This is a genomic window from Opitutus sp., from assembly GCA_024998815.1.
In the GTDB taxonomy this organism is placed as follows: domain Bacteria; phylum Verrucomicrobiota; class Verrucomicrobiia; order Opitutales; family Opitutaceae; genus Rariglobus.
Map to the genome: position 1 here is coordinate 808,626 of JACEUQ010000001.1, position 23,737 is coordinate 832,362.

The window sequence follows — 23,737 nt, forward strand, 5'->3', positions numbered from 1 at the left end:
CCAGCGACGTTAAACGGCGGCCCGAATCGATTTTTCCCGCCCCCAAGCGCGGTAGTAAGGTACGGCAAAGCCGGGGCGAGCCCCAGGGTTATTCACATTTTTGCCGGAAAATTGAATTAAGCGGCCAGCGGAAGTGTTATTTCCTCGGCAAGGATTCGTGACACCAGCCAGAGGTTGTGACCGAGTACACTCCAACCCACCGAACGGTAGCGGTTGGCAAACCCTTTACAGCGCAAGCGTCCGCCGAGGCGTTGTTTGAGGATCGCAATGCGCGCTTCGGTCGCCGAACGGCGCCGCTGCAATTGGGCGAAGCGTTTTTCGCTCAAACGCTCCTTGAGCGCGTGCGGATCACGCGGGCATACCGCATCGTAAACGTCTTGTTGCTTGAGCATTGCGGAAGTTTTTTTGGTGGCGAAGCCGCGGTCGGTGCCGACCGCGCTAATCGGCGCACTCAGGTCAAAGCGGTTCTGCCGCGCCAGGCTTTCCTCGAGTTGGCACCATTCTGCCGGAGCCGCGCCCTGGTAGAGTTGCCAGTCGGTGATTAAACCGGAGAGCGCCTCGCTCAACAGCAACGAGTTGCCAAACTCGACTTGGCTCCCTGCTTTGCCGCGAACCAGTACGTTCACATCAAGTTCATGCACGCTGAGGATCTTTTGGTCGTTGGGCACCGGGCGTCCGCCGATGATGCGCTCGTGGGCCTGCTTGATGACGGCGGGCAGTTGGCCGAGCATAGCGTCGATGCGGGTGGTTATCCGCTTGGTTTGGCGTTGGCTGTAATGGGTTTGGCTATACTTCTGCGCCAACAGGTCGCGGTGGCGGCGGGCATGTTCTCCGATCGTGCGTAACAGCGTCTTCATCTTGCGCAGGATCTGTTTACGCGCGCGCTTGGCGTCGTTGCGGCGGCCTGCGTGGGTCATTGACATGCACAACTTGTTCATCTGCTTGGCAAAGCACTCCGGCTCTTCAGGCATACGGTGGAGCAGTCCAGCGCGGCGGATTAAAATCATGGCCTTGAGCAAAGTCTTGGACACATCACGCAACAGCACCCAGTCCACCGGGAAGTGGATGTTGGTCTCCAAGCACGTGCCGTCGATGAGGCAAACATCCATGTCCAGCGGCGCGCTCAACCCGAGTTCAGTGGCGCGATCCTTCTCGCCGCACATCTCCACCAACACTTGCCCCATCCAGCGCACCTGTTCGGCGGTGAAAAACTTCGAGGCCCGCTCCAGCACACTTTTGGACGCCCCCTTGATTCCCTCAAGCGTGCGAACACCGCAAAAATCCGCCAGTAAATCACTTGAGGCAATGCTACGGGAAAGCTCGCGAAAGGATATGTTGCCCAAATGCACCCGCAACACTTCAAAGCGTAACGCTTTGAGCGCAAACTCCATACGCTGGCGTAGTTGTGCGACACTGGCTTGGCCTGCCCCCGCCTTGGCAAAGTCCATCGCCATCGTCTCCAAGTGGCTGCCACGCAACAACGCGTCGAGTCCTTCCAATTGCTGGCGAAACTCGGCGTAATCTTTATTGGCACCGACTGGCGTTAGCGCCGGAAGCAACCAGCGTTGCAGGGCAATGGCCGAGGTGGCGGATACGGGTTTTGACTTCATGGCCGATTATAGCGGCTTTTTTTTGACCAAAACCAGGGAATTACCCCTCTTTAGGCATCATTAAACTTATGCTAATAGTTCACTGCTAGGTTTTTATGCTTTCGGGACAGGCTCTAAATACGCGGCCGGCATAGGGAATCGTCTGGCCTGGGGCCCAGGGGGCGTGGGCGGCATCATCACCGGGGCGTTGGCCTGTGTGAACAAGGGCGGAATAGTGGCGGGTATCGCTGAGGATGATGCGCTTGCGGACGCTGGCAAGAAAGGCTGGGGTTACGCAAGCTGCCAGGGGGACGAGACGATCTAAGTTTACCCGAATGGATCGTCCCACCCGTACGGAGGAATCATGGGGTAGCGGGCCATCTACGTAATCCCCTTGGTTGATGGGAACTGAATCGGAGTGATATTGACGACTGGTCACCATGAGTAACTCAACGTCGCCACGCGAATCTTCAGCGGAAATCGCTAGGGCGGGTCGATTCTTGGCGTTGGAGGCATCGGTAAACGGCCAGTCGGCAACAAATAACTGGCCTGGTTTGACAAGGGATTCGGGCATGGAAACTTATTTCTGCGGTTGAAATTTAAAAGGGGGAAGGCGCAAGGAGTCCAAGGTATCACCCCAATCCTCATCGTCCTCGTTAAACACGGATTCGAGTTGAGCAAGATCCCAGGCATCGGGAGATTTTACTTGAAGCTCCAGAGGCGTGTTTTCCGGAATCGGTTCAGAGGAACTGAGGATGCGTAAGACGTTACCTTCTTTGATGACGGTGATACTCATAAAACAGGATGTTTAATTAGGGAATGAAGCGGCGGTCAACAGCCCAGCTGACTCCAGCGGTTTTCGCAGCTTTGGTGTATGCCGCAATCTGGCCCGTGGTGAGGGCGTTGAGATCGGTGGGGGCAGCATTGGCCTCACGGTACCAGCGTACTGTTTGGGCTATGGTTTCGGCAAACGACCAAGCGGGTGACCAACCGAGGAAATGGTGGGCTTTGTCTGTCGCTAGGTTAAGCAGCTTGGCTTCGTGAAGGGCGTGAGGATCGCTTTGATCATCCCACTGCCCCGGCCAGTGTTTGAGGATTTCTTGGACCAGTTCGGCAACGGTGCGGTTGGAGGCGAGGGCGGGGCCAAAGTTGAAGGCACCCGGAAGCTGAGAGCTAAAAGCTGAGAGCTGGGAGCTACTTAAACAGGCACCTAGCCAGAGGTAGCCGGAGAGGGGTTCAAGTACGTGCTGCCATGGGCGCGTGGCGATCTTGTTGCGCACCGGAATTGTTTCGCCGCGGGAGAGGGCACGGATGCAGTCCGGCACGATGCGGTCCAGCGCCCAGTCGCCGCCGCCGATCACGTTGCCGGCGCGGGCTGAAGCCAGCTTGACCGGGGAGTCGGGGGACGAAAAATAGGAGCGACGGTACGAGGCGATGACCAACTCGGCGGCGCCTTTGGAGGAACTGTAGGGGTCGTGGCCGCCCATGGGATCTTCCTCACGGTAACTGTGGACCCACTCTTTGTTCTCGTAGCATTTATCGGTGGTGATAGCTACGACACTACAAGGTAAACCAGCCAAGCGTATCGCTTCCAAAATGTTTACCGTACCCATCACATTGGTCGCATAGGTTTCGACAGGCTGTGAATAAGAAAGCCGAACCAAGGGTTGTGCGGCGAGGTGGAAAACGAAGTCGGGCTTACAAGCATAAACAGCGGCCTGTACTGCAGGCAAATCACGAATATCTCCTTCTATGTGGCGTAGGCGGGAGCTGAGCCCAAGTTGATCAAACAGTGATGGCGTGGTGGGAGGAGGCAGCGCAAAACCGGTTAACTCGGCGCCAAGCGATATGAGCCACTCGGCTAACCATGCGCCTTTAAATCCCGTATGGCCGGTCAATAATACCCGCTTACCTTGATAGATCTGGGCGAACGACATGGCGTGCTTATTTCCAGGTTTTCCACGGAGCCTGCCCCGAGGACCAAAGCTCCTCTAAGTGCTGCCGATCGCGCAGAGTGTCCATAGGTTGCCAGAACCCAAAGTGTTTATGAATGCTGAGTTGATTTTGGCGAGCGAGCGCTTCCAGCGGCTGACGCTCCCAAATGGTACTATCACCCTCGATCAAATTAATGACCTCGGGATTGAGCACAAAAAAACCCCCGTTGATCCAACTCCCATCCCCCTCAGGCTTTTCTTGAAAACTGTTGACCGAATGGCCATCGATATTGAGTGCTCCAAACCGCCCCGGGGGCTGTACGCCTGTCAAGGTGGCTTGACGACCTTCGCGCTGGTGGAAGGCGATCAGTTCGGTGATATTGACGTCGCCAACACCGTCGCCGTAAGTCAGGCAAAAGGGCTTCTCGTCTAGGTAGTCGCGGACCCTTTTAAGACGGCCCCCGGTCATGGTGTTTTCTCCGGTATCGACAATCGTAACCCGCCAAGGATCAGAACGGCGGTGATGAACCTCCATGGTGTTACCCGTCATGTCAAAGGTGACATCCGACATGTGCAAAAAGTAGTTAGCGAAGTACTCTTTGATGATGTACCCTTTATAGCCAGCACAGATAACAAAATCATTAATTCCGTGGGCGGAATAAATCTTGAGCACATGCCAAAGGATCGGCCGACCACCGATTTCGACCATAGGCTTGGGTTTGAGGTGCGTCTCTTCACTGATACGCGTGCCGAGACCGCCGGCGAGAATAACTGCTTTCATTTTAATTAATTTTGATGGAGTTGAGAATCATCGGTAGAAAATCGGGGAGGAAAATAATGAGGGACGGCTAGCCAGCAAAGAATGAGGCTAAATTAACACTGCGGCGATAAATACATGATCTGGGCCAATAGTTCTTGGCTGCTCTCTTTCCACGTCAACCATTTTAAATTTTCAGACTTTGGGTGACACCCCATCGAATAAAGCGAAAGCCAGTCTTCAATCGAGGAAGCGATACCTTCGATCGATCTACTATTGAAATAATGCACATGGTCACCTGCAACTTCACGAAACACCCTGATGTCTCGCGCAATTACAGGCATTTTCTTCTGGGCTGCCTCAACAATAGGAAGCCCAAAGCCTTCATCATAAGAGGCAGCTATTAAACAAGTCGCATTCGAATATATTAACTCAAGAAATTCATCACTTACATTAGTGAGGTGATGAAAGTGCTGCCCCAACTCGGGATGCGCTTTAACTGAAAGCATCAGCGAGTTAACCGACCACCCGGTATTTCCGATAAAAACAAGATTAATATCATGACGTTTAGCCCACAGTAAACTGAATGCGGCAAGAATATCGGCGTGCCCTTTTCTCGGTTCGAGCATCCCGACCATGATAAAAGTAGGCGCAGATTTTATTTTTTCAATAAACTTAACGGCATCTGGAGGAACGCCTGCGCTGGGAATTGAGTTCTTAATATCCGAACCCAGGCGAAAAGAACCCAGAAGAGGAACTGCCCCCCCAAGAGGGACATTCGAAGCAAACCAAGCCGACAAATTACACTTAACGGTATTCGAGATACAAATCATGAAATCGGCTGAGCGGGACGCACTTTTCAGCCAATCAATAAATGCGGAATGCGTCTCAGCGGGGAAAAAATGAGGATAATGAATTGGAAGGATGTCATAGGCGATAAACCCAACAGAGACCCTGGCGGCACGAAGTTTATTATACAAACCAGCCCGCTCGGCCTGCACAACCAACCCCCCGGTCAAGTCGGCGACAAGATAGACGTCACCAGCCTGAAAAGTGACCAACGTGTCTTCTATGACGGCCCTAGCGGCCCCTTCCGTACTTACAAGCAACCAATTATTCGCCTGTTTGTAGTGCCAATAATAACCGTCTCCGGCCTGGTATATTGGAACAACGGTAAAACCATGTTCGGTCGAATTCATTAATTCGTGCGTGAGGGCACGAACAACCCGTTGAATTCCTGTCTTATAGTCATTATGACAAGTAATGGAAACATCAATAAACAAAGATTTAGGCCTCCGCTCACCTTCATTAATATTAAAAGGTTCCGGATCGACATTTGTCGGACGTGTATTATCAATCGCAGAAATGGAATTGTCGGGCCTTTGGTCGCGCCCCCAAACAAGAGTCTTTAATGCGCGCCCCAAATGAACAAACACAGGGGCCTTCCGAAACGTCGTAATATCAACCACACTCCGATACAAATGGGTGTGCCAAGGTACATTTAAATCATGGTACGTCCGCCAAACCTGTTTATCGCGAAACTCTTTCAACGCAAAATCGAAACGCTGAATCGACTGATTCAAAAGAACATTGAACTGTTTTTGTTCGGCGATGGTGACATTAAGTGTTTGGAGCAAAACCTTACCCTCCAATATTGCCGCAATGTTTTTATCCTCATACCGCAACGCCATTGAAACCACGTCAAAACCAGAATTTCCAGATAAAATCGCATTAAACTCATATTCCGTTAAACCCATTGCCGTTTTTTGGGCAATAATGGCATAGTCTGCACTTGAGCCAATAAGAACATCAATAAGTGTTGGCGCCCCCGCAATGGCGTTATTACTGCTGGCCTGCAATCTCAATAATTTAACCCGACTAAAGCCATGATATTCACATAAAAATGAAAGTAGATTCGGCGGGATCGGTTTTACGTGTGTAGGGTCGAGATGGAAAGTATGCGCACCGACATTAAGATTCTCAGGATTGGGCGTTTCGAGTATTAGCAGGCCACCGGGCAAAAGAGCCTTGAGCGCATCAGCAATCAACGACTGAAGTTTCTCGAAACTAATATGCTCAACGACATGAAGTGCTGAAATAATCGCATGACTGCTAGGGGCTAAATTCTTTAAATAATCCAGCGCATCCCCATTTTTAGTAGGCAACCCGTGCTCAATACAGGCAGAAAGCATACCTTCATCTTGATCAATGCCGAGTGGGCTAAAGCCTGATTCTTGGAGCAGTTCCAACCACTCACCTCGACCACACCCTAGATCTAACGCACTGGAACCGGGATAAAGTATATTTATCGACGCGAGGAGGGGGCGGTATACCTCCAATCGAGCTTTAACCGTTTCGCGTGAACCACGAAAACGCTCTTCAAATGCTCGGTAAAAGTTTTTATCCATAAAACAAGATTCTCGCGCAAATATTAAAGCTTTATTGCCGAAAAGCTACAGGGCAAAGACACACAACCAACAAAGTTCCTGCCATTTTGTGGGATAATCTGAAAAATTAAAGCATGATCAATCCAATCGTAACTTTCCCCAAGGTGGTCACGCTCGGAGTGTAGTGCTGCAGTGAGTGAATATGACCCAATGCCTAAACTTAACTCAATTTGTATATCAATTTGCAGCCTCGATCCTGCCTGTGTTTCAGGCAGGGGTTGTTTTTGGTTAAAAGTATTGGTGCCAAAAATATCCATTCCAAGTCGGTCACGAATTAAAATACCGAGGGTCGGACAGACAATTTTTTCATTAAAAGTGACCGTGCAACGAATCGTTGCTCTAGCCCCACTGGTAAAACAAAGAGTCGGCCGCTCTTTATCATCGAAAATAACGATCGATTCGATGAATGCCTTACCATTACCCGACCTTGTTTTCATTTTCCCCGCTTCACCTTGTTGTTGAACAATCAACATGCCGTCTTGTTTCTTGGCAATCAATGAATTATAATAATCCAGCACGGAATCAGCCGGGCCATCTTTAATAATAACACCCTGATCAAGTAGAATGGCTCGACTACAAATCAACTTAACGGCGCCCGGATCATGAGACACAAACAGTAGCGTGCCACCTTGCTCCTTAAATTGGCGTATGCGAGCGACACATTTATGCTGAAAGTAGGCGTCACCTACCGCCAATGCTTCATCAACAATCAATATATCGGGATCAACTTGGGATATAGCTGAAAACGCCAGTCGCACTACCATACCGCTTGAATAAGTTCTGACTGGTTGGTCAATAAACTCAGCCAGTTCCGAGAAGCTAATGATCGACTCTAAACGTTTATCGATTTCATCTTTTGAAAGCCCGAGTACCGCGCAATTAAGGTAAATGTTTTCGCGCCCGGAGAATTCAGGATTAAATCCGCTACCGAGTTCAAGTAGAGCTGCGATTCGGCCTTGAGTGGAGGCATGCCCATTGGTGGGTGAGAGGGTGCCAGCTAATATCTGCAATAGAGTCGATTTCCCTGATCCATTCATACCAATGATGCCCAGCGCTTCGCCTTTTTTGACTTCAATGGAGACGTCCTTGAGTGCGTAGAAGTCCTTGTAATAAGGGCTTAAACTGTACGCTGGGAGCTTGGAGCTGTTAGCTCCTATCTTCAGTCTCTTAGCTATAAACTTCTGCCATGTGCTCCAGAGCGGTGCTTTGAGCCGGGCTGCTGGGTCGCGCCAGATGCGGTAGGCCTTGCTAACGTTTATGACTGAAATTGCGATGTCGTCTGACATTGATTTATTTACCACGAAGAAAGGCTGGCAGAAACTAAGAAGTTAGGAATTTTGCCCACGAAATTCACGAAATGAAACGAAAAAGGGGAAATGGGAAACCGGATTTTTAACCGCTAATGGGCGCTAATTGTCGCTAATGGTTTGGATCTAACCACTACCCGCTACTCAGTACTCGCTACTGATTAGTTCGCCTGGAATGCACAGGTTCTTCCCGTTTTGTTGTGGGTTCGGGCATAAAAGCAGCTAAAAAGTAAAGATGAGCATAAGCGCACATGAACATTACCGGCGGTTGCTGTTGCTGCCGGAACCGTGGGAAGTAACCAAAGTGGAGGAAGACATTCTCGGACTAAACGTGACGGTCTGGTTACGATGGCCAGACGGGGCCAAGGTGCCGTGCCCAGTGTGCGGTCAGTTGATGCCTATTTACGACCGAATGAAGGAGCGGAGTTGGCGTCACCGTGATGTGATGCAATATCGACTCGAACTGCGGTGCGCGGTGCCCCGCTGCGATTGCGAGGAGCATGGTGTTAAAACGATGCACGTGCCGTGGGCCGAACCAGGCTCGCGGTTCACCTCGCTTTTTGAAAGCTTTGCCGTGGCCGTGATCGCCTCTAGCCGATCGCTAAGCCAAGCCGCCGAGTTGCTGGGACTTCATTGGGATAGTGTACAACGTATAATCGATCAGGCTGTTGAGCGAGGCTTGGCGCGGCGAAACCTCGACGGCATCACCCGAGTTGGCTTAGACGAAAAGAGTTTTTTGCGCGGTCAAAGCTACGTTTCATTGATGACCGATCTCACCGGTCGGCGGGTACTGGACGTGGTTCCAGGCCGGGATACAGGGAGTGGGTTAAAGCTTTGGGCATCATTATCAAAGGAGCAAATTGACGGGATTGAAGCCGTCGCGATGGACATGGGTGCATCCTTCATCGCCGCCACCCACCAGGCCGCGCCCAACGCTGACATCGTTCACGACCGCTTTCATGTTTCAAAGCCTATGAACGAGGCGGTCGATCATACCCGCCGGGATGAGGCCGCTGAACTCGCTGCCAAAGGCGATGACATCTTAAAACGCACTCGCTTTCTTTGGCTGCATGGCATCGTTCCTGATGACCGCAAAGAGCACTTCGAGGCGCTGCTGGAGTCCAATCTTCGTACGGCCAAGGCATGGGCTTATAAAGAGCAGCTGGTCGAGTTTTGGGGACAACCCAACGCCGATGCGGGTAATACTTTCTTCCAGCTGTGGTATCGCTCGGTTATGAGTAGCCGCCTGCCCAGAGTCAAAAAAGTAGCAAAGTCACTAAAAGCCCATCTGGCCGGATTACTGACTTACTTTAAGCACCGTATTTCGAATGCACTCACCGAGGGTTTTAATTCAAAAATCCAAGCAATTAAAGCCGATGCTCGTGGCTTCCGTAAGTTCGAAAACTATCGCACCCGTATTCTTTTCTTTTGTGGTAAACTCGACCTCGAGCCTAATTTCCCCCCAGCCCTAACCCACAGTATTCCGTGAAGAACCAATGCACAGTGCACACGGAAGAACCGGAGTAACGCTTTGAACTTAGGATTAAGGGGGTTATTCTACTCACTACCCGCTACACACTACTCGCTACTGTTTTGTGCCCACGGATTGCACGGAGCACACCGAGGAACCGAAGTAAGGTTTTAAATTTAAGTATAACGGTGATTTTTATACTCACTACTCGCTACTGTTTCATCAAACGCTTATAGGCACGCATAAACGATATTAAATCGGAGCTATAAGCTAATATCTTGGAGGAGTAACCAACACTACGAACTGGAATAAATTGCTTTTATTTCAACTGTTTTAAGCTCGGACTGCCAAGGATTGATTTAATTTGGGTAATTGCCACACGATTGAGAATTTCAAGGCGTTCTGCTTGGCTTAATCCTTGCCGAATAAGTTCTGCATTCATGCTTTCCAAATTAGATAAGACCACGAGTTGCTCTACAGCTGCATGGTCACGCATGTTTCCCTCTTTTTGTGGATTTTCTGCTTTCCACGCCTTTGCCGTTGTGCCAAGGTTCTTCACGGAATACTGTGGGTTAGGGCTGGGGGGAAATTAGGCTCGAGGTCGAGTTTACCACAAAAGAAAAGAATACGGGTGCGATAGTTTTCGAACTTACGGAAGCCACGAGCATCGGCTTTAATTGCTTGGATTTTTGAATTAAAACCCTCGGTGAGTGCATTCGAAATACGGTGCTTAAAGTAAGTCAGTAATCCGGCCAGATGGGCTTTTAGTGACTTTGCTACTTTTTTGACTCTGGGCAGGCGGCTACTCATAACCGAGCGATACCACAGCTGGAAGAAAGTATTACCCGCATCGGCGTTGGGTTGTCCCCAAAACTCGACCAGCTGCTCTTTATAAGCCCATGCCTTGGCCGTACGAAGATTGGACTCCAGCAGCGCCTCGAAGTGCTCTTTGCGGTCATCAGGAACGATGCCATGCAGCCAAAGAAAGCGAGTGCGTTTTAAGATGTCATCGCCTTTGGCAGCGAGTTCAGCGGCCTCATCCCGGCGGGTATGATCGACCGCCTCGTTCATAGGCTTTGAAACATGAAAGCGGTCGTGAACGATGTCAGCGTTGGGCGCGGCCTGGTGGGTGGCGGCGATGAAGGATGCACCCATGTCCATCGCGACGGCTTCAATCCCGTCAATTTGCTCCTTTGATAATGATGCCCAAAGCTTTAACCCACTCCCTGTATCCCGGCCTGGAACCACGTCCAGTACCCGCCGACCGGTGAGATCGGTCATCAATGAAACGTAGCTTTGACCGCGCAAAAAACTCTTTTCGTCTAAGCCAACTCGGGTGATGCCGTCGAGGTTTCGCCGCGCCAAGCCTCGCTCAACAGCCTGATCGATTATACGTTGTACACTATCCCAATGAAGTCCCAGCAACTCGGCGGCTTGGCTTAGCGATCGGCTAGAGGCGATCACGGCCACGGCAAAGCTTTCAAAAAGCGAGGTGAACCGCGAGCCTGGTTCGGCCCACGGCACGTGCATCGTTTTAACACCATGCTCCTCGCAATCGCAGCGGGGCACCGCGCACCGCAGTTCGAGTCGATATTGCATCACATCACGGTGACGCCAACTCCGCTCCTTCATTCGGTCGTAAATAGGCATCAACTGACCGCACACTGGGCACGGCACCTTGGCCCCGTCTGGCCATCGTAACCAGACCGTCACGTTTAGTCCGAGAATGTCTTCCTCCACTTTGGTTACTTCCCACGGTTCCGGCAGCAACAGCAACCGCCGGTAATGTTCATGTGCGCTTATGCTCATCTTTACTTTTTAGCTGCTTTTATGCCCGAACCCACAACAAAACGGGAAGAACCTGTGCCAAAGAGAGGGTTCTTCACGGAATACTGTGGGTTAGGGCTGGGGGGAAATTAGGCTCGAGGTCGAGTTTACCACAAAAGAAAAGAATACGGGTGCGATAGTTTTCGAACTTACGGAAGCCACGAGCATCGGCTTTAATTGCTTGGATTTTTGAATTAAAACCCTCGGTGAGTGCATTCGAAATACGGTGCTTAAAGTAAGTCAGTAATCCGGCCAGATGGGCTTTTAGTGACTTTGCTACTTTTTTGACTCTGGGCAGGCGGCTACTCATAACCGAGCGATACCACAGCTGGAAGAAAGTATTACCCGCATCGGCGTTGGGTTGTCCCCAAAACTCGACCAGCTGCTCTTTATAAGCCCATGCCTTGGCCGTACGAAGATTGGACTCCAGCAGCGCCTCGAAGTGCTCTTTGCGGTCATCAGGAACGATGCCATGCAGCCAAAGAAAGCGAGTGCGTTTTAAGATGTCATCGCCTTTGGCAGCGAGTTCAGCGGCCTCATCCCGGCGGGTATGATCGACCGCCTCGTTCATAGGCTTTGAAACATGAAAGCGGTCGTGAACGATGTCAGCGTTGGGCGCGGCCTGGTGGGTGGCGGCGATGAAGGATGCACCCATGTCCATCGCGACGGCTTCAATCCCGTCAATTTGCTCCTTTGATAATGATGCCCAAAGCTTTAACCCACTCCCTGTATCCCGGCCTGGAACCACGTCCAGTACCCGCCGACCGGTGAGATCGGTCATCAATGAAACGTAGCTTTGACCGCGCAAAAAACTCTTTTCGTCTAAGCCAACTCGGGTGATGCCGTCGAGGTTTCGCCGCGCCAAGCCTCGCTCAACAGCCTGATCGATTATACGTTGTACACTATCCCAATGAAGTCCCAGCAACTCGGCGGCTTGGCTTAGCGATCGGCTAGAGGCGATCACGGCCACGGCAAAGCTTTCAAAAAGCGAGGTGAACCGCGAGCCTGGTTCGGCCCACGGCACGTGCATCGTTTTAACACCATGCTCCTCGCAATCGCAGCGGGGCACCGCGCACCGCAGTTCGAGTCGATATTGCATCACATCACGGTGACGCCAACTCCGCTCCTTCATTCGGTCGTAAATAGGCATCAACTGACCGCACACTGGGCACGGCACCTTGGCCCCGTCTGGCCATCGTAACCAGACCGTCACGTTTAGTCCGAGAATGTCTTCCTCCACTTTGGTTACTTCCCACGGTTCCGGCAGCAACAGCAACCGCCGGTAATGTTCATGTGCGCTTATGCTCATCTTTACTTTTTAGCTGCTTTTATGCCCGAACCCACAACAAAACGGGAAGAACCAAAGAGAGCGATATTGAGTAGGTCTGCCTCCGTGGCATAAATTAAACCCGCTTGCCCTGAGACGATTTCTGCTGGGATCAGGGTTTGAGCTATCGCGTCCGTATGAATACGGTAATTTATTTTGCTCAAACTTCGGGTGAGATTCCATTCCAGTGCCTGCTTCTCATTTTCGTTGGATTTTAATCTCTGGAACTCACGAATCAAAAACAATTTGAATTCGGCTGAAATCCAGGCGGCAAACTCGAATGCTATATCGGGGTGGGCATGGGTGCCTCCATTACGCCCCACGGTGCTTCGTAGTCCTATCGAATTTGTGGCTTCAATCCACTTATTTGGAGACAACGTAAAACTATTGGTTCCTGCCGCTCGAAGAAAGGAGTCGAATTCGACCCCTTTAAAGTCGGGGTTGTTGATTTTTTCCCAAAGCCCTAAAAATTCAATGGTTGAGCGGCTTCTTAACCAGTTCTTAACCACATCTTTAGGTTCATCTGGGTTTTTAAATCGGGCGATATCGGTCAGCGAAATGAAATCACGACCGTTTATGCGCATGAGCGCGACCACGGTTTGTTGCACCCTGATTTCACTTTTTGACATGGTTTCCTGTATTTCGATTTAGACAAACGGGCGCTTGAGGAGGGCCGAGGGGGCGCGCCAGATGCGGTGGGCTTTGCTGACGTTTTGGACGGAAATGGCGATGTCTTGCATGAACTAGGAGCGGTGAGCGAGGAGCTAGGAGCTGGGAGCTAGGATGGGTTGCCCGCGAAACACACGAAAAAACACGAAAACGGATCGGGCCGAGGGTTTTGAGCCCATAGCTTTAGGCTTCAAGCTCATAGCTCATTTGTACCCACGAAATACACTAACTACACGAAACTCTGATTGGGCTGGCAGCACGGAGCTTTTCGAAATTGTCTTAAGCTCCTAGCTAATAGCTCTTAGCTCTAAGCTCGCTGCTAATCGTTACTCGCTCCTGTTGAGTGCCCACGGAAAAAACGGATACCGGATTTGTGAACCGCGAAGCCGATCCATAGGCTTGAAGCCATTGTTATTTTTGGAATATACTTCGGAAACCTAGCTAGGTTTTGAGCGACTCAACCATCGGTTTACTTTCCAGATAAAGCATATCCGGGCAGAAGTCCTGGCCTTCTGGCCAACACGCCGTACCGTCCTTCGCCCTTACTTGATTGAAGTAGGACTCAATTTTTAGTTTTTTAAATACCCCTATGTCTAGGAGCCTGTCGGACTTGGAAAAATAAACGCATTAAATATTTGTTTTATATTGACTACCAATTAAAAGCGTAACTAAGTAGTTCCATGGCAACCAAGTTCGTTATAATTGATCGGCGCACTCCGTTACTGCTGCCGCCCGACCTGCGGGATTGGGTGAAGCCGGATCACTTGGTGCATTTTATCATCGATGCGGTTGACTTGATCGACGTCAGTTCGGTGTCCGTAAATCAGCGTGGGAGCGGCAGTGCGCAATACCCGCCGTCGATGCTCCTGAGTTTACTGACTTACAGTTACGCGACGGGAGTTTTTTCCAGCCGCCAAATTGAGCGCACGACCTATGAAAACGTGGCAGTGCGCCTGCTCTGTGCCGACACGCACCCCGACCACGATACGATTTGCACGTTCCGCCGGGAGAACCGGGAATTGGTGCAAAAAGCTTTTGCTCAATTACTTCAGATGTCTGCGGCGTGCGGAGTGTTAAAGGTCGGCAACGTCACGGTGGCCGTCGATGGCACCAAAATACTTGCCAACGCCAGCAAGCACTCGGCGGTGAGTTATGCCCATGCGGTTAAGACGATGGAAGTCCTTGATCTGGAAATCGCTGAACTGTTGCGCAAAGCCGACGCTGCGGACGCGATCCCGCTGCAAGACGGGTTGACGATCCCCGCAGAGATCCAGCGGCGCGAGGAGCGCAAGGCGACGTTGGCCAAGGCCAAGGCGGAAATCGAGGCCCGGGCGCATCTGCGGTTTCAGGCGGAACAAGCTGAGTATGAAGCTAAAATGGCAAAACGCTCCGCGTCCGAAGCCGACACGGGTAAAAAACCGCGTGGCCCAGTTCCCGTTCAGCCCGACCCCACTCCGGGCACGAAAGACCAGGTCAACCTGACCGATGAAGTCAGCCGGATTATGAAAACGGGCAACGGCTTCCAGCAGTGTTATAATGCACAAGCCGGGGCCGACACCGACTCGCGCCTGATCGTCGGTGCGCGGGTCTGTAATGCGCCCAATGATAAACAGCAGCTTGAGCCAAACCTGGCGGCCATCGCGCAACATATTGAGGTGGCGAACGTACTGATTGACAGTGGTTTTGTGAGTGAAGCGGCGGTGACAAAGGCCGAGTCCGCACCGGACGCAACCACAACGGGCGTAACTGTATATGCAGCGATGAAACGGGAGCCGCATGGCCGCACGATCGCCCAACTCGAACAGCACGAAGACCCGCCGCAACCGGGCCCCGAGGCGAGCTTCGCCGAACGCATGATCCACCGCACCGCTACGGCCACCGGACGAGCGTTATATAAACTACGGCAAGAAACCATTGAACCGATTTTTGGTATTATAAAAGAGGCGCTCGGCTTCCGACGTTTTTTAATGCGCGGACTGGAAAAAGTATCCCTCGAATGGGAGCTGGTGTGCCTGGCCTACAACTTTAAGCGTCTTCATCGCCTCAACGCCAAACTGCGGCCGGCCTAACCTCGCCAACGCAGGAAAACCAACCCTCAAACACCAAAAAAATCCGGACGCGCCATTGATTAACCGCCCTAATCCAACGGGCCACAGCCCGAAGGAGTATTTTAGGCCCCAAAATCTATCCGCCACACTCAAAGTTGGCGCGCGGGCCGGGGACTTGGCCCGAACCCGCTTTTTTCAGTCCGACGGGCTGCTAGGTAGTGGGAGCAATCAAATATCCGTTCTTCTTGATTATTAAATTTGAGCCGCAACTGATAGTTCGGCATGGGAGACACCTGTTGTATGCGTGGCAACATCGCTTTAACGGAGTGGGTCGATTTTAATCCCAAATACCGAAGTTTTAACCACAGATTTCACGGATTGGCATAGATATCAGAATGTTACTGAATTTTAAGAGAGGCTGAAAAAAGGGGGATAAAGCCGGGGTTGATTACCTCCTAATGGATTGTATCTGTGCCATCTGCGTAATCTGTGGTTGGTTTGAACTTCGGAGTTCGGGTTAAATGGATCGGTGCCCACTTTTGTGTCATTTTGTGATTTTTGTGGCCAATGGATTGGGGGCCACCCAGCGAAAACGCGGAGTACCTAATCGGATTAGGGCATAGGAGCTAAGAGCTAGGAGCTGGGAGCGATAGGTCGGGAGGGTTAACCACGAGAGACACTGGCTGCCCGAAATTCGGATGCGGCCCTGAGCCAGGGGGATTCTGCGTTGGCTTTTAGCTCATAGCCCCAAGCTCATAGAGCTATAAGCTATAAGCTCTTAAGCGGTAGCTGAAAGCGGCCGGCTAGGATTCCGGGGACACTAATGTCTTCGTCGAGTTCTTCCCAGCGTAAGGCATACCCATTGACCTGGACTTCCACCCGCTTCAGTTGCTCTTCGGTGGCCGCTGCCAACAAACGGAAACGATCAGCAGGGAATCCAATGGTGCGTCCGTCATGCAGTTCGATGTAAATCGTTCGGCCGTTGGCCCAGGCGCGTAAGGCGACGCAGTCCGTAAGCAAACTTGATTCAACGCGTAAGGTGTTCATTATATGCCTTTTTCAATAAGATCTGATGTTCAAACACAAGTTGCTCAATTAGCCGAAGGTCATGACCTCGAACACCTTTGTTTTCCGCCAAACGAATGGTGGGCTCAAGCCAATATTTGCATTCGCCGTCGGGTGTGCGAATGTGGATGTGCGGCGGCTCGGTGCCTTCGTCTGAATAAAAATGAAACCTGAATGACCCTATGCGGAGTATGGTGGGCATTTTGTAAAGGCCAGTGATTTAACGACGAAGGAAGAGGCCTGATAACAAGGGTGCAGTTGGAGGTATTTCTCTCAACGCTGTTGAGAGTTTTACTGGGGAGGATTTCGGAGGGTTACACAGAGACGATCTTGCGGGCTGACTGGGAGCTTAGAGCTGGGATCGATGAGCTAGGAGCTAGGAGCGGTGAGCTAGGAGCTAGGATGGGTTGCCCGCGAAACACACGAAAACGGATCGGGCCGAGGGTTTTGAGCTCATAGCTCTAGGCTCCAAGCTCATAGCTCATTTGTGCCCACGAAATACACTTACTACACGAAAATCAGAGTGGGATGAGAGTACGAAGCTTTCCGAGATAGTTTAGAGCTCCTGGCTAATAGCTCAAAGCTCCCGGCTCGTATTTACCCGCTACCCACTACTCGCTACTGATTTTGTAACCGCGAAGTCGATCCATAGACTCGCGAAGGGGATCGATCTACTCGCTACCCGCTACTCACTACTCGCTACTGATTTTGTAGCCGCCAACAATCAGATACTTAACGCGTTTTTGGTTGAGTAACCGTATAAAATCTTGGAAGTCTTGCGGTATCGGGATCATACTTGGGATGGTTAAGTTGGCGCATAAGCTCCAGTGCCCGAATGCGCTGAATGGGTTTCATGTTATGCCATGAGGTAGTTTCAGCTTTTTGCGCATCCGCAAAATTAGCGTAGACTGATAACGTTCGAACCACCCTGGCAGAATTGTATATTTTTCTACTCATGGATTTTGGCGAGTTTTGTATTGTTGTGTGTGTCGCGCCAGATGCGGTAGGCGTTGCTGACGTTTTTGACGGAAATGGCGATGTCTTGCATGAGCTAGGAGCGATGAGCTTGGAGCTGGGAGCTAGGAGCTGGGAGCTAAGAGCTAAGAGCTTTCGGAGGGTTACACAGAGGCGATCTTGAGGGCCGACTGGGAGCGGTGAGCTTGGAGCTGGGAGCTAAGAGTTGGGGGCTACTGAATTTCAACCACGAAACACACTAAATACACGAAAGCCGAATTAAGATAACGGAGCTTTTAACCACGAAGTACGCGAAGGGATCAAATCTACTCATCATTTAATACGGTTGGCTGCCCACGGAATACACTGAATACACGGAAGAGCTGGAGATGGATCACCTTTAGCAGATTGCACTTAGCGTAACTTCGCGGTTAAATCGGATTGTGGCTTGTTGTATTGAATGCGAAATTGAAAATCTCCACAGACATCATGGTTTTTAACCACAAATGGCCGGGCAAAAGATCGCTAAAGTCGACGGCTCGGAAACAACCTATTTTCGGCGTATATTTTCGTCATTTGCTGTTACCCGGTTTGTTGAATTAATTTATTTCGTTCCTAAAAATACTACCGATGTTCGTCTAAAGGAGTCGATATCGACCCCTTCTAAATCTGCTGGAACCCTAATTGTCTCAGCAGTGCTGAGACAATTTTAAGAAGCACTCCCCACAGCATTCCATGAAGAACCTAGTTTAGGTTGTTGTTGTTGGCGAGCCGGGACTGTTTTTTCATTGGCTTTTTGAGTGGCCCGGGCTGTCGCGATTTCTTTGGCTAAAAGGGCCTCGTCGGGCAGGGCTAATTTATATTCCCTCGCTAAAATTGGATTGGCTAGATTTTCCAATGTATAATGAACAAGATTTTTTCCTGCTTCCGAACAAAGAATCAGTCTGATGGGCGGGTTTTCATCCGAATGCGTCCAGTGTTCTTTTGCGTAATTAATATAAAGGTTCATCTGCCCGGCGTCGGCATGGGTAAACTTGCCGAGCTTTAAATCTATAATCACTAAACAGCGTAAGCGTCTATGATAAAAGAGCAGATCTACCCGATACCATTCGTCGTCAATTCGCAGGCGTCTCTGGCGCCCAACAAAGGCGAAGTCGCTGCCGAGTTCGAGAAGAAAGGTCTCAAGGTGCCTGATAAGGGCGGCTTCAAGATCCGACTCTGCATACTCGTCACGGAGGTCGAGAAACTCCAGAACCAGTGGGTCGCGAATCGCAGTTTGCGCGGTTGGGTTTCACCCGTTAGCGAGTTCTGCCCGCTCCGAAGCAGAGATGCCTTGTTTTTGGAGAGGGCGATGCGCTCGTAAAAGAGTGAAGTGATCTGGCGGTCTAGTTGGCGGACGCTCCATCCGCCGCGAAGGGCTTCACAATGGTAGAATTCGCGGGCATGAACCGAGGCTACGCCGAGCAGGCGAACATAGTGATACCAAGGTAGGGGAAAGCTGGGCTTGGCCGATTGTTGTAAGCTGGCTGTAAATTGATTAACTGGCTTTGAATCATTCGTCTGCGAGGGTGTCTCCATGGATTTTGCAGACGCTGTCTGTAAAATCTCAGGGTAGCTGAGATAGAAGGCACGCATGTGCGCCAAGTTGCGCTGGCCAAATCCATTGCCCATACTTGCGGTTAAATCCTTGGATAAATTAGCGATAAGCTCTTTCCCGTAGGAAGCGCGTTTTTCACCTTTTTGCTCGAACTCCACGATACGGCGTCCGATTTCCCAGTAGGTTGCCGTCATGAGACTGTTTAGGGATCGGGCGGCAACCTGGCGACTGCCTTCAACGAGCAAACCAATGCCCCCGATTAGGGCGTTATAGGCCTTGTCGGGAGTTATTGATTTGGCTTTAGGTTTAGGCATTGAAGCTGTTGGACTAAAAAGGTGCCCGATTGACCGAATTTATTGGCCGCGAAACACACTATAACTGAAAGTCGGATTAAGAAATCGGTGTTTTTTTTCCACTAATCTACACTAATAGACACTTAGACCCCTAACTTACTCAATGCCGCCACTGATTATTTGCCTGCGGGCCAAGGTCGTTTTTCCTGCTTGGCGTGGACCGGTGATCACCACCACCGGGTAACCGGCTGCAATCGAAGGAAGTTGCTCCATTAAGCTCCTGTTAATCATGGGCTTTACTCCTGTTCCCGATCTTATGGAATGCAATTCCCGTTTTTACGGAATGAGGGGGCGTCACGGGGATGCGCTAGAAGCTAGTGCTTACTTGCAATAATAAGTGATATTGTATCCGCTTTGTAGATGGGACGAAAAGCCGTGCGAATCACTTGTAGCGAGGGGGATCAGCAATCCCTAGAAAAACGGGCAACCAGCCGGATTGAGTCGAGGCAGCGAGTTGAGCGCGCCCGGATGATCCTTGGGTGCGTGAGTGGCGAGCAGGTGCAAGAGGTGGCGCGCCGCTGCAACACCAGGCCGAACACCGTAATAAAGTGGAGGGATCGCTTTGTGCTGCTTGGCATGAAGGGGCTGGATGATGCGGCACGGCCGGGCGCGAAGCGCACCTACGGTGAGGACTTTCGAGATCGGGTGCTGGCTTTATTGGAAGGGCCACCCCCTCCGGGGCAGGCGCGCTGGGATGGTCCAGCGGTGGCCCGTGTGCTCGGCGGCTCGGTGCACGCGGTCTGGCGAGTGCTGCGCAAGGAGGGCATTTGCCTGCAGCGCCAGCGCTCGTGGTGCGTGAGCACTGACAAGCAGTTCGCAGCCAAGGCAGCCGATATCGTCGGGCTCTACCTGAGCCCACCGGAAAAGGCATTGGTGATAAGTGTGGATGAAAAGCCTGGCATCCAAGCCCTAGAGCGCGCCACCGGTTACGTGGAGACCGACAATGGTAAAATCGTCCAGGGACTCAAAAGCACCTACAAGCGCCACGGTACACTCAACTTGTTCGCTGCCCTTGATGTGGCCACGGGCTTGATCAAGACGCAGAAAACCACCCTTAAGCGCCGGGAGGAGTTCCTGCTGTTCATGGACCAAGTGGTGGCGGATCACCCGCCCGAGAGAGAACTCCACGTGATTTTGGATAATTATTGCACCCACAAAAAGTGCGACGCTTGGCTCGCTCGGCACCCCAATGTCCACTTCCACTTTACCCCAACCTCGGCGAGTTGGCTCAATCAAGTTGAAATCTGGTTCGGCATACTAACAAGGAAGGCGCTACGGGGCGCGAACTTCAGAAGCGTCGCCGAACTTAGTCAGGCCATTGACGCTTTCGTCGCCGCCTACCTGCCCAATGCCAAGCCGTTCAAGTGGCGCAAGCGCGAGGTCAAGGGAAGCCAACTCAGAAATACTATCATTAATCTACGCAATTAAGCACTAGGAGCTGGGAGCTGGGAGCTGGGAACGATGAGCTGGGAGCGGTGAGCTATGAGCGATGAGCTGGGAGCTGGCATGGCTTCGCCCCGTCACTTCCCAGTGACGTTCGCTCTTAGCTCCAAGCTCCTGGCTAATAGCTCAAAGCTCCCAGCTCGTATCTACTCGCTCTTCGTGATTTCAGTAATGATGCGTGGGAGTTCACACATGGGAACGATTTCGATGTCGTCACCGATGCTGAATGATTTCTCTCCGGGATAGACTACATATAACTTCTTTAGTCCTAGTGATTCAATCGATGCGGTCATTGCCCGGGTTCGAGTCGGGGCGGCACTTGCCTTACATTCAATCCCAAATAGCTGTCCGTTGCTTCGTACCACCAAATCTACTTCGGCTCCACTTTGAACCGACCACGTGAACACATCTTGCTCGGGGAGTCGGGCGAGGGTTAAAAATTGTTCTATAACAAATCCTTCCCAGGAGGCTCCAAGTTGCGGGACACCATATAGGGTCGTGATGTCCCGTATTCCGAGCAGTGCATGAAGCAGTCCGCTATCTCGCCAGTAGAGCTTCGGCGCCTTACGCAGGCGTTTACCCAGATTTTCGTGATAGGGGGCCAGTTCCCGGAGCAGGTAGAGACCCTTGAAAACTTCTATATAGCGTTGTACTGTCTTGCCTGTGATACCGAGAACGCTGGCGATTTCTGAATGATTCCAATATTGACCGTGGTGATGCGCCAATAGCAGGGCTAGGCGGCGTAACTGCTCAGGACGTAGGCGGGTGTCAACGAGTGCGGGGATGTCCCTCTCTAAAATTTGGCTAAGGTAATGTTGGCGTCTTTCCCATGAAAGGCTGTCCGGGTCGTCAAGGTAGAAGCGGGGAAATCCGCCGCGCAGCCACAAGCGCTCCCAATTTGAGGTGCCTGCTTCTTCCACGTTAAATCCATTCAGCGAGAGCAGTCGGGCTCGGCCGGTGAGACTTTCGGCGGTTTCCTTGGATAGGTGGGGTGAGGCGCTGCCGGTGAGGAGAAAGCGGGTGGTGCGCCCGGGGCGATCCGCGAGCACACGCAGTTGCCTTAAAAGTTGGGGCATTTCCTGGGCTTCGTCGATGACCACCACGCCTTCGAGGCCATCGAGGATTTTGAACCCGGTATCTTCGAGTCGAGTGCGATCGATCAGGGCGTGCAGATCGAAATAATGGTTTAGCGAGGTGGCGAAGTTGCGAACGAGGAAGGTCTTACCGCACTGGCGCGGGCCGAGGAGAACGGTTACCGGCCAATGAACCAGGCCTTCACGAATACGGGTGAGTTCCTGGGTACGATCGATGACGCCGTTATTCATCCCCGCAAATTAGTCGCTGGAAGTCCTAATCCGCAAGGATAATTGGATTTGAGCTTGGTTTTAGGCCCACGGGGAGGTCGGAGGCGCGGCCAGATGCGGTAGGCTTTGCTGACGTTTTTGACTGAAATGGCGATGTCTTGCATGAGCTAGGAGCGATGAGCTTGGAGCTAAGAGCTAGGAGCTGGGAGCTAGGAGCTGGGAGCTGGGAACTAGGAGCTAAGAGCTAGGAGCTAGGAGCTGGGAGCTGGGAACTAGGAGCTAGGAACTAGGAGCTTTCGGAGTGTTACACAGAGGCGATCGTGAGGGCCGACTGGGAGCTAGGAGCGGGGAGCTTGGAGCTGGGAGGGGAGGGTTAACCACGAAAAACACTAACTACACGAAATCAGAGTTGGCTCAGAGGGCCGTTCCGAGATTGTTTTGATCTTTTAGCTAATAGCTCCCAGCTCCAAGCTCCCTGCTCATTTTAACGGCCCAACCGTTCTAGTTTATATCCACCGCTTAAGATATTCGCGGTCCACTCGTTGTTATCTAAATACCACTGCACCGTTTTACGGAATCCGGAGGTGTGGTCTTGTTTCGGAATCCAGCCTAATTCAGTTTTGATCTTGGTAGCATCTATCGCGTACCTCAGATCATGCCCGGGACGGTCTTTCACAAAGGTGATCTGCTCGGCATAGCTTTTTCCATCAGCGCGGGGTCGGAGTTCGTCTAGGAGAGTACTGAGTAATCGGACTAGGTCGATGTTTTGGCGTTCGTTATTTCCACCTATATTGTACGTTTGTCCAATTCGTCCTTTGGCTATAACCGTATGCAGGGCTTCGGCGTGATCGCCAACATACAGCCAGTCGCGGATGTTTTCGCCTTTGCCGTACACCGGGATCGGCTCACCACGCAGGGCTTTGAGGATAACCACCGGGATGAGCTTTTCCGGGAACTGATACGGGCCGTAATTATTGGAGCAGTTGGTCACCAATACAGGCAGTTTATAGGTGTCAGCCCAAGCCCGGGCGAGGTGATCGCTTGCCGCTTTGCTCGCCGAATAGGGGGAATGCGGGTCGTAGGGAGTTTCTTCGGTGAACAGGCCCTCGACGCCTAAGCTTCCGTAAACTTCGTCGGTGGAGACGTGCAGGAACCTGAAACGGTCCTGCGCGGATCCGGTTAGGCTTTCGTAATGGGCGCGGGCAGCTTGTAGTAGGGTAAAGGTGCCGGTGATGTTGGTTTGGATGAAGGCGCCGGGGCCGTCGATGGAGCGGTCAACGTGGCTTTCAGCGGCGAGGTGCATGACCCAGTCGGGTTGGAACTCGGCGAAGAGGCGGGCCATTGCGGGGGCATCGCAGATGTCGGCTTGAGTGAAGCGGTAACGCGGGTGGGATTGAATATCCGCTAAGGAGTGGACATTACCTGCATAGGTGAGCGCGTCGACGTTGAGAACCGAGCTGGGAGCTAGGAGCTGGGAGCTAGGAGCTTGCGTCAGCAGGTGCCGAACAAGGTTGGAGCCGATAAAACCAGCTCCTCCGGTGACTAGAATTTTCATGAATACAGATTCGGAATTTTTAACCGCGAAGTACGCGAAGGGGCACGAAGTTTAGAAAGGTCGGACTTAGCGAGACTTGGCGTTCTTCGC

General features: G+C 51.7%; 19 protein-coding genes and 1 pseudogene. 3 read left to right on the forward strand and 17 right to left on the reverse strand.

The window, feature by feature from the left end; translation table 11 throughout:
• Nucleotides 1-116 precede the first annotated feature (116 nt).
• The 7 genes from H2170_03460 to H2170_03490 form a co-directional block, all read right to left on the reverse strand.
• A complete protein-coding gene (locus H2170_03460; GenBank protein ID MCS6299147.1) occupies nt 117-1,610 on the reverse strand; it encodes a hypothetical protein in 1,494 nt (497 codons plus the stop codon).
• An 85-nt stretch (nt 1,611-1,695) separates the two neighbouring features.
• Nucleotides 1,696-2,163 carry a hypothetical protein gene (locus tag H2170_03465; GenBank protein MCS6299148.1) on the reverse strand — a complete coding sequence of 156 codons (468 nt, stop codon included), beginning with the start codon at nt 2,161-2,163 and terminating at the stop codon, nt 1,696-1,698.
• 6 nt (nt 2,164-2,169) lie between these two features.
• Nucleotides 2,170-2,385, reverse strand: coding sequence for a hypothetical protein (locus tag H2170_03470; protein MCS6299149.1), 216 nt, complete (start codon nt 2,383-2,385; stop codon nt 2,170-2,172).
• A 16-nt stretch (nt 2,386-2,401) separates the two neighbouring features.
• Nucleotides 2,402-3,526, reverse strand: a complete 1,125-nt coding sequence (rfbG, locus tag H2170_03475; GenBank protein ID MCS6299150.1) for a CDP-glucose 4,6-dehydratase — start codon at nt 3,524-3,526, stop codon at nt 2,402-2,404.
• Nucleotides 3,527-3,533: 7 nt separating this feature from the next.
• A complete protein-coding gene (gene rfbF, locus H2170_03480) occupies nt 3,534-4,304 on the reverse strand; it encodes a glucose-1-phosphate cytidylyltransferase (GenBank protein ID MCS6299151.1) in 771 nt (256 codons plus the stop codon).
• 92 nt (nt 4,305-4,396) lie between these two features.
• Nucleotides 4,397-6,688 carry a glycosyltransferase gene (locus H2170_03485; protein MCS6299152.1) on the reverse strand — a complete coding sequence of 764 codons (2,292 nt, stop codon included), beginning with the start codon at nt 6,686-6,688 and terminating at the stop codon, nt 4,397-4,399.
• Nucleotides 6,689-6,711: 23 nt separating this feature from the next.
• Complete coding sequence (locus H2170_03490; GenBank protein MCS6299153.1) at nt 6,712-8,013, reverse strand: ABC transporter ATP-binding protein; 1,302 nt, start codon at nt 8,011-8,013, stop codon at nt 6,712-6,714.
• A gap of 256 nt (nt 8,014-8,269) precedes the next feature.
• On the opposite strand from H2170_03490, the gene H2170_03495 reads away from it, so the two are divergent.
• Nucleotides 8,270-9,523 (forward strand): ISL3 family transposase, encoded by a 1,254-nt coding sequence (locus H2170_03495; protein MCS6299154.1) that lies wholly within the window; start codon nt 8,270-8,272, stop codon nt 9,521-9,523.
• A gap of 301 nt (nt 9,524-9,824) precedes the next feature.
• Here H2170_03495 and H2170_03500 read toward each other — a convergent pair whose 3' ends face one another.
• The 5 genes from H2170_03500 to H2170_03520 all read right to left on the reverse strand — a co-directional run bounded on the left by H2170_03500 (nt 9,825) and on the right by H2170_03520 (nt 13,919).
• A complete protein-coding gene (locus H2170_03500; protein ID MCS6299155.1) occupies nt 9,825-10,064 on the reverse strand; it encodes a hypothetical protein in 240 nt (79 codons plus the stop codon).
• Nucleotides 10,061-11,314, reverse strand: coding sequence for an ISL3 family transposase (locus tag H2170_03505; protein ID MCS6299156.1), 1,254 nt, complete (start codon nt 11,312-11,314; stop codon nt 10,061-10,063). The genes H2170_03500 and H2170_03505 overlap by 4 nt, the downstream gene beginning before the upstream one ends.
• A gap of 73 nt (nt 11,315-11,387) precedes the next feature.
• Nucleotides 11,388-12,641, reverse strand: coding sequence for an ISL3 family transposase (locus tag H2170_03510; GenBank protein MCS6299157.1), 1,254 nt, complete (start codon nt 12,639-12,641; stop codon nt 11,388-11,390).
• A 2-nt stretch (nt 12,642-12,643) separates the two neighbouring features.
• On the reverse strand, nt 12,644-13,288 hold the full coding sequence (locus H2170_03515; GenBank protein MCS6299158.1) for a KilA-N domain-containing protein: 645 nt from the start codon (nt 13,286-13,288) through the stop codon (nt 12,644-12,646).
• Between the two features lie 481 nt (nt 13,289-13,769).
• Nucleotides 13,770-13,919: a DUF2442 domain-containing protein gene (locus tag H2170_03520; protein MCS6299159.1), complete on the reverse strand. Its 150-nt coding sequence runs from the start codon at nt 13,917-13,919 to the stop codon at nt 13,770-13,772.
• Nucleotides 13,920-14,008: 89 nt separating this feature from the next.
• Between H2170_03520 and H2170_03525 the strand changes: the two genes are divergently transcribed.
• A complete protein-coding gene (locus H2170_03525; GenBank protein MCS6299160.1) occupies nt 14,009-15,397 on the forward strand; it encodes a transposase in 1,389 nt (462 codons plus the stop codon).
• A 747-nt stretch (nt 15,398-16,144) separates the two neighbouring features.
• On the opposite strand, the gene H2170_03530 is transcribed toward H2170_03525, so the two are convergent.
• The 3 genes and pseudogenes from H2170_03530 to H2170_03540 form a co-directional block, all read right to left on the reverse strand.
• Nucleotides 16,145-16,423 (reverse strand): DUF2442 domain-containing protein, encoded by a 279-nt coding sequence (locus tag H2170_03530; GenBank protein MCS6299161.1) that lies wholly within the window; start codon nt 16,421-16,423, stop codon nt 16,145-16,147.
• Nucleotides 16,404-16,643: a DUF4160 domain-containing protein gene (locus tag H2170_03535; protein MCS6299162.1), complete on the reverse strand. Its 240-nt coding sequence runs from the start codon at nt 16,641-16,643 to the stop codon at nt 16,404-16,406. The genes H2170_03530 and H2170_03535 overlap by 20 nt, the downstream gene beginning before the upstream one ends.
• Nucleotides 16,644-18,104: 1,461 nt before the next feature.
• A pseudogene (locus H2170_03540) lies at nt 18,105-19,306 on the reverse strand (DUF1016 domain-containing protein).
• 399 nt (nt 19,307-19,705) lie between these two features.
• Between H2170_03540 and H2170_03545 the strand changes: the two are divergent.
• Nucleotides 19,706-20,773, forward strand: a complete 1,068-nt coding sequence (locus tag H2170_03545) for an IS630 family transposase (protein MCS6299163.1) — start codon at nt 19,706-19,708, stop codon at nt 20,771-20,773.
• A 161-nt stretch (nt 20,774-20,934) separates the two neighbouring features.
• Here the strand turns inward: H2170_03545 and H2170_03550 are convergent, their stop codons facing one another.
• On the reverse strand, nt 20,935-22,113 hold the full coding sequence (locus H2170_03550) for an ATP-binding protein (protein ID MCS6299164.1): 1,179 nt from the start codon (nt 22,111-22,113) through the stop codon (nt 20,935-20,937).
• A 463-nt stretch (nt 22,114-22,576) separates the two neighbouring features.
• On the reverse strand, nt 22,577-23,647 hold the full coding sequence (rfbB, locus tag H2170_03555; protein ID MCS6299165.1) for a dTDP-glucose 4,6-dehydratase: 1,071 nt from the start codon (nt 23,645-23,647) through the stop codon (nt 22,577-22,579).
• Nucleotides 23,648-23,737 lie beyond the last annotated feature (90 nt).

Bases quoted from the DNA above. Each gene is read 5' to 3' on its own strand.
- H2170_03460 (MCS6299147.1), bottom strand. From the start codon at position 1,610: ATGAAGTCAAAACCCGTATCCGCCACCTCGGCCATTGCCCTGCAACGC.
- H2170_03495 (MCS6299154.1), top strand. From the start codon at position 8,270: ATGAGCATAAGCGCACATGAACATTACCGGCGGTTGCTGTTGCTGCCG.
- H2170_03530 (MCS6299161.1), bottom strand. From the start codon at position 16,423: ATGAACACCTTACGCGTTGAATCAAGTTTGCTTACGGACTGCGTCGCC.
- H2170_03505 (MCS6299156.1), bottom strand. From the start codon at position 11,314: ATGAGCATAAGCGCACATGAACATTACCGGCGGTTGCTGTTGCTGCCG.
- H2170_03545 (MCS6299163.1), top strand. From the start codon at position 19,706: ATGGGACGAAAAGCCGTGCGAATCACTTGTAGCGAGGGGGATCAGCAA.
- H2170_03485 (MCS6299152.1), bottom strand. From the start codon at position 6,688: ATGGATAAAAACTTTTACCGAGCATTTGAAGAGCGTTTTCGTGGTTCA.
- H2170_03510 (MCS6299157.1), bottom strand. From the start codon at position 12,641: ATGAGCATAAGCGCACATGAACATTACCGGCGGTTGCTGTTGCTGCCG.
- H2170_03465 (MCS6299148.1), bottom strand. From the start codon at position 2,163: ATGCCCGAATCCCTTGTCAAACCAGGCCAGTTATTTGTTGCCGACTGG.
- H2170_03490 (MCS6299153.1), bottom strand. From the start codon at position 8,013: ATGTCAGACGACATCGCAATTTCAGTCATAAACGTTAGCAAGGCCTAC.
- rfbG (MCS6299150.1), bottom strand. From the start codon at position 3,526: ATGTCGTTCGCCCAGATCTATCAAGGTAAGCGGGTATTATTGACCGGC.
- H2170_03550 (MCS6299164.1), bottom strand. From the start codon at position 22,113: ATGAATAACGGCGTCATCGATCGTACCCAGGAACTCACCCGTATTCGT.
- H2170_03515 (MCS6299158.1), bottom strand. From the start codon at position 13,288: ATGTCAAAAAGTGAAATCAGGGTGCAACAAACCGTGGTCGCGCTCATG.
- H2170_03535 (MCS6299162.1), bottom strand. From the start codon at position 16,643: ATGCCCACCATACTCCGCATAGGGTCATTCAGGTTTCATTTTTATTCA.
- rfbF (MCS6299151.1), bottom strand. From the start codon at position 4,304: ATGAAAGCAGTTATTCTCGCCGGCGGTCTCGGCACGCGTATCAGTGAA.
- H2170_03525 (MCS6299160.1), top strand. From the start codon at position 14,009: ATGGCAACCAAGTTCGTTATAATTGATCGGCGCACTCCGTTACTGCTG.
- rfbB (MCS6299165.1), bottom strand. From the start codon at position 23,647: ATGAAAATTCTAGTCACCGGAGGAGCTGGTTTTATCGGCTCCAACCTT.
- H2170_03470 (MCS6299149.1), bottom strand. From the start codon at position 2,385: ATGAGTATCACCGTCATCAAAGAAGGTAACGTCTTACGCATCCTCAGT.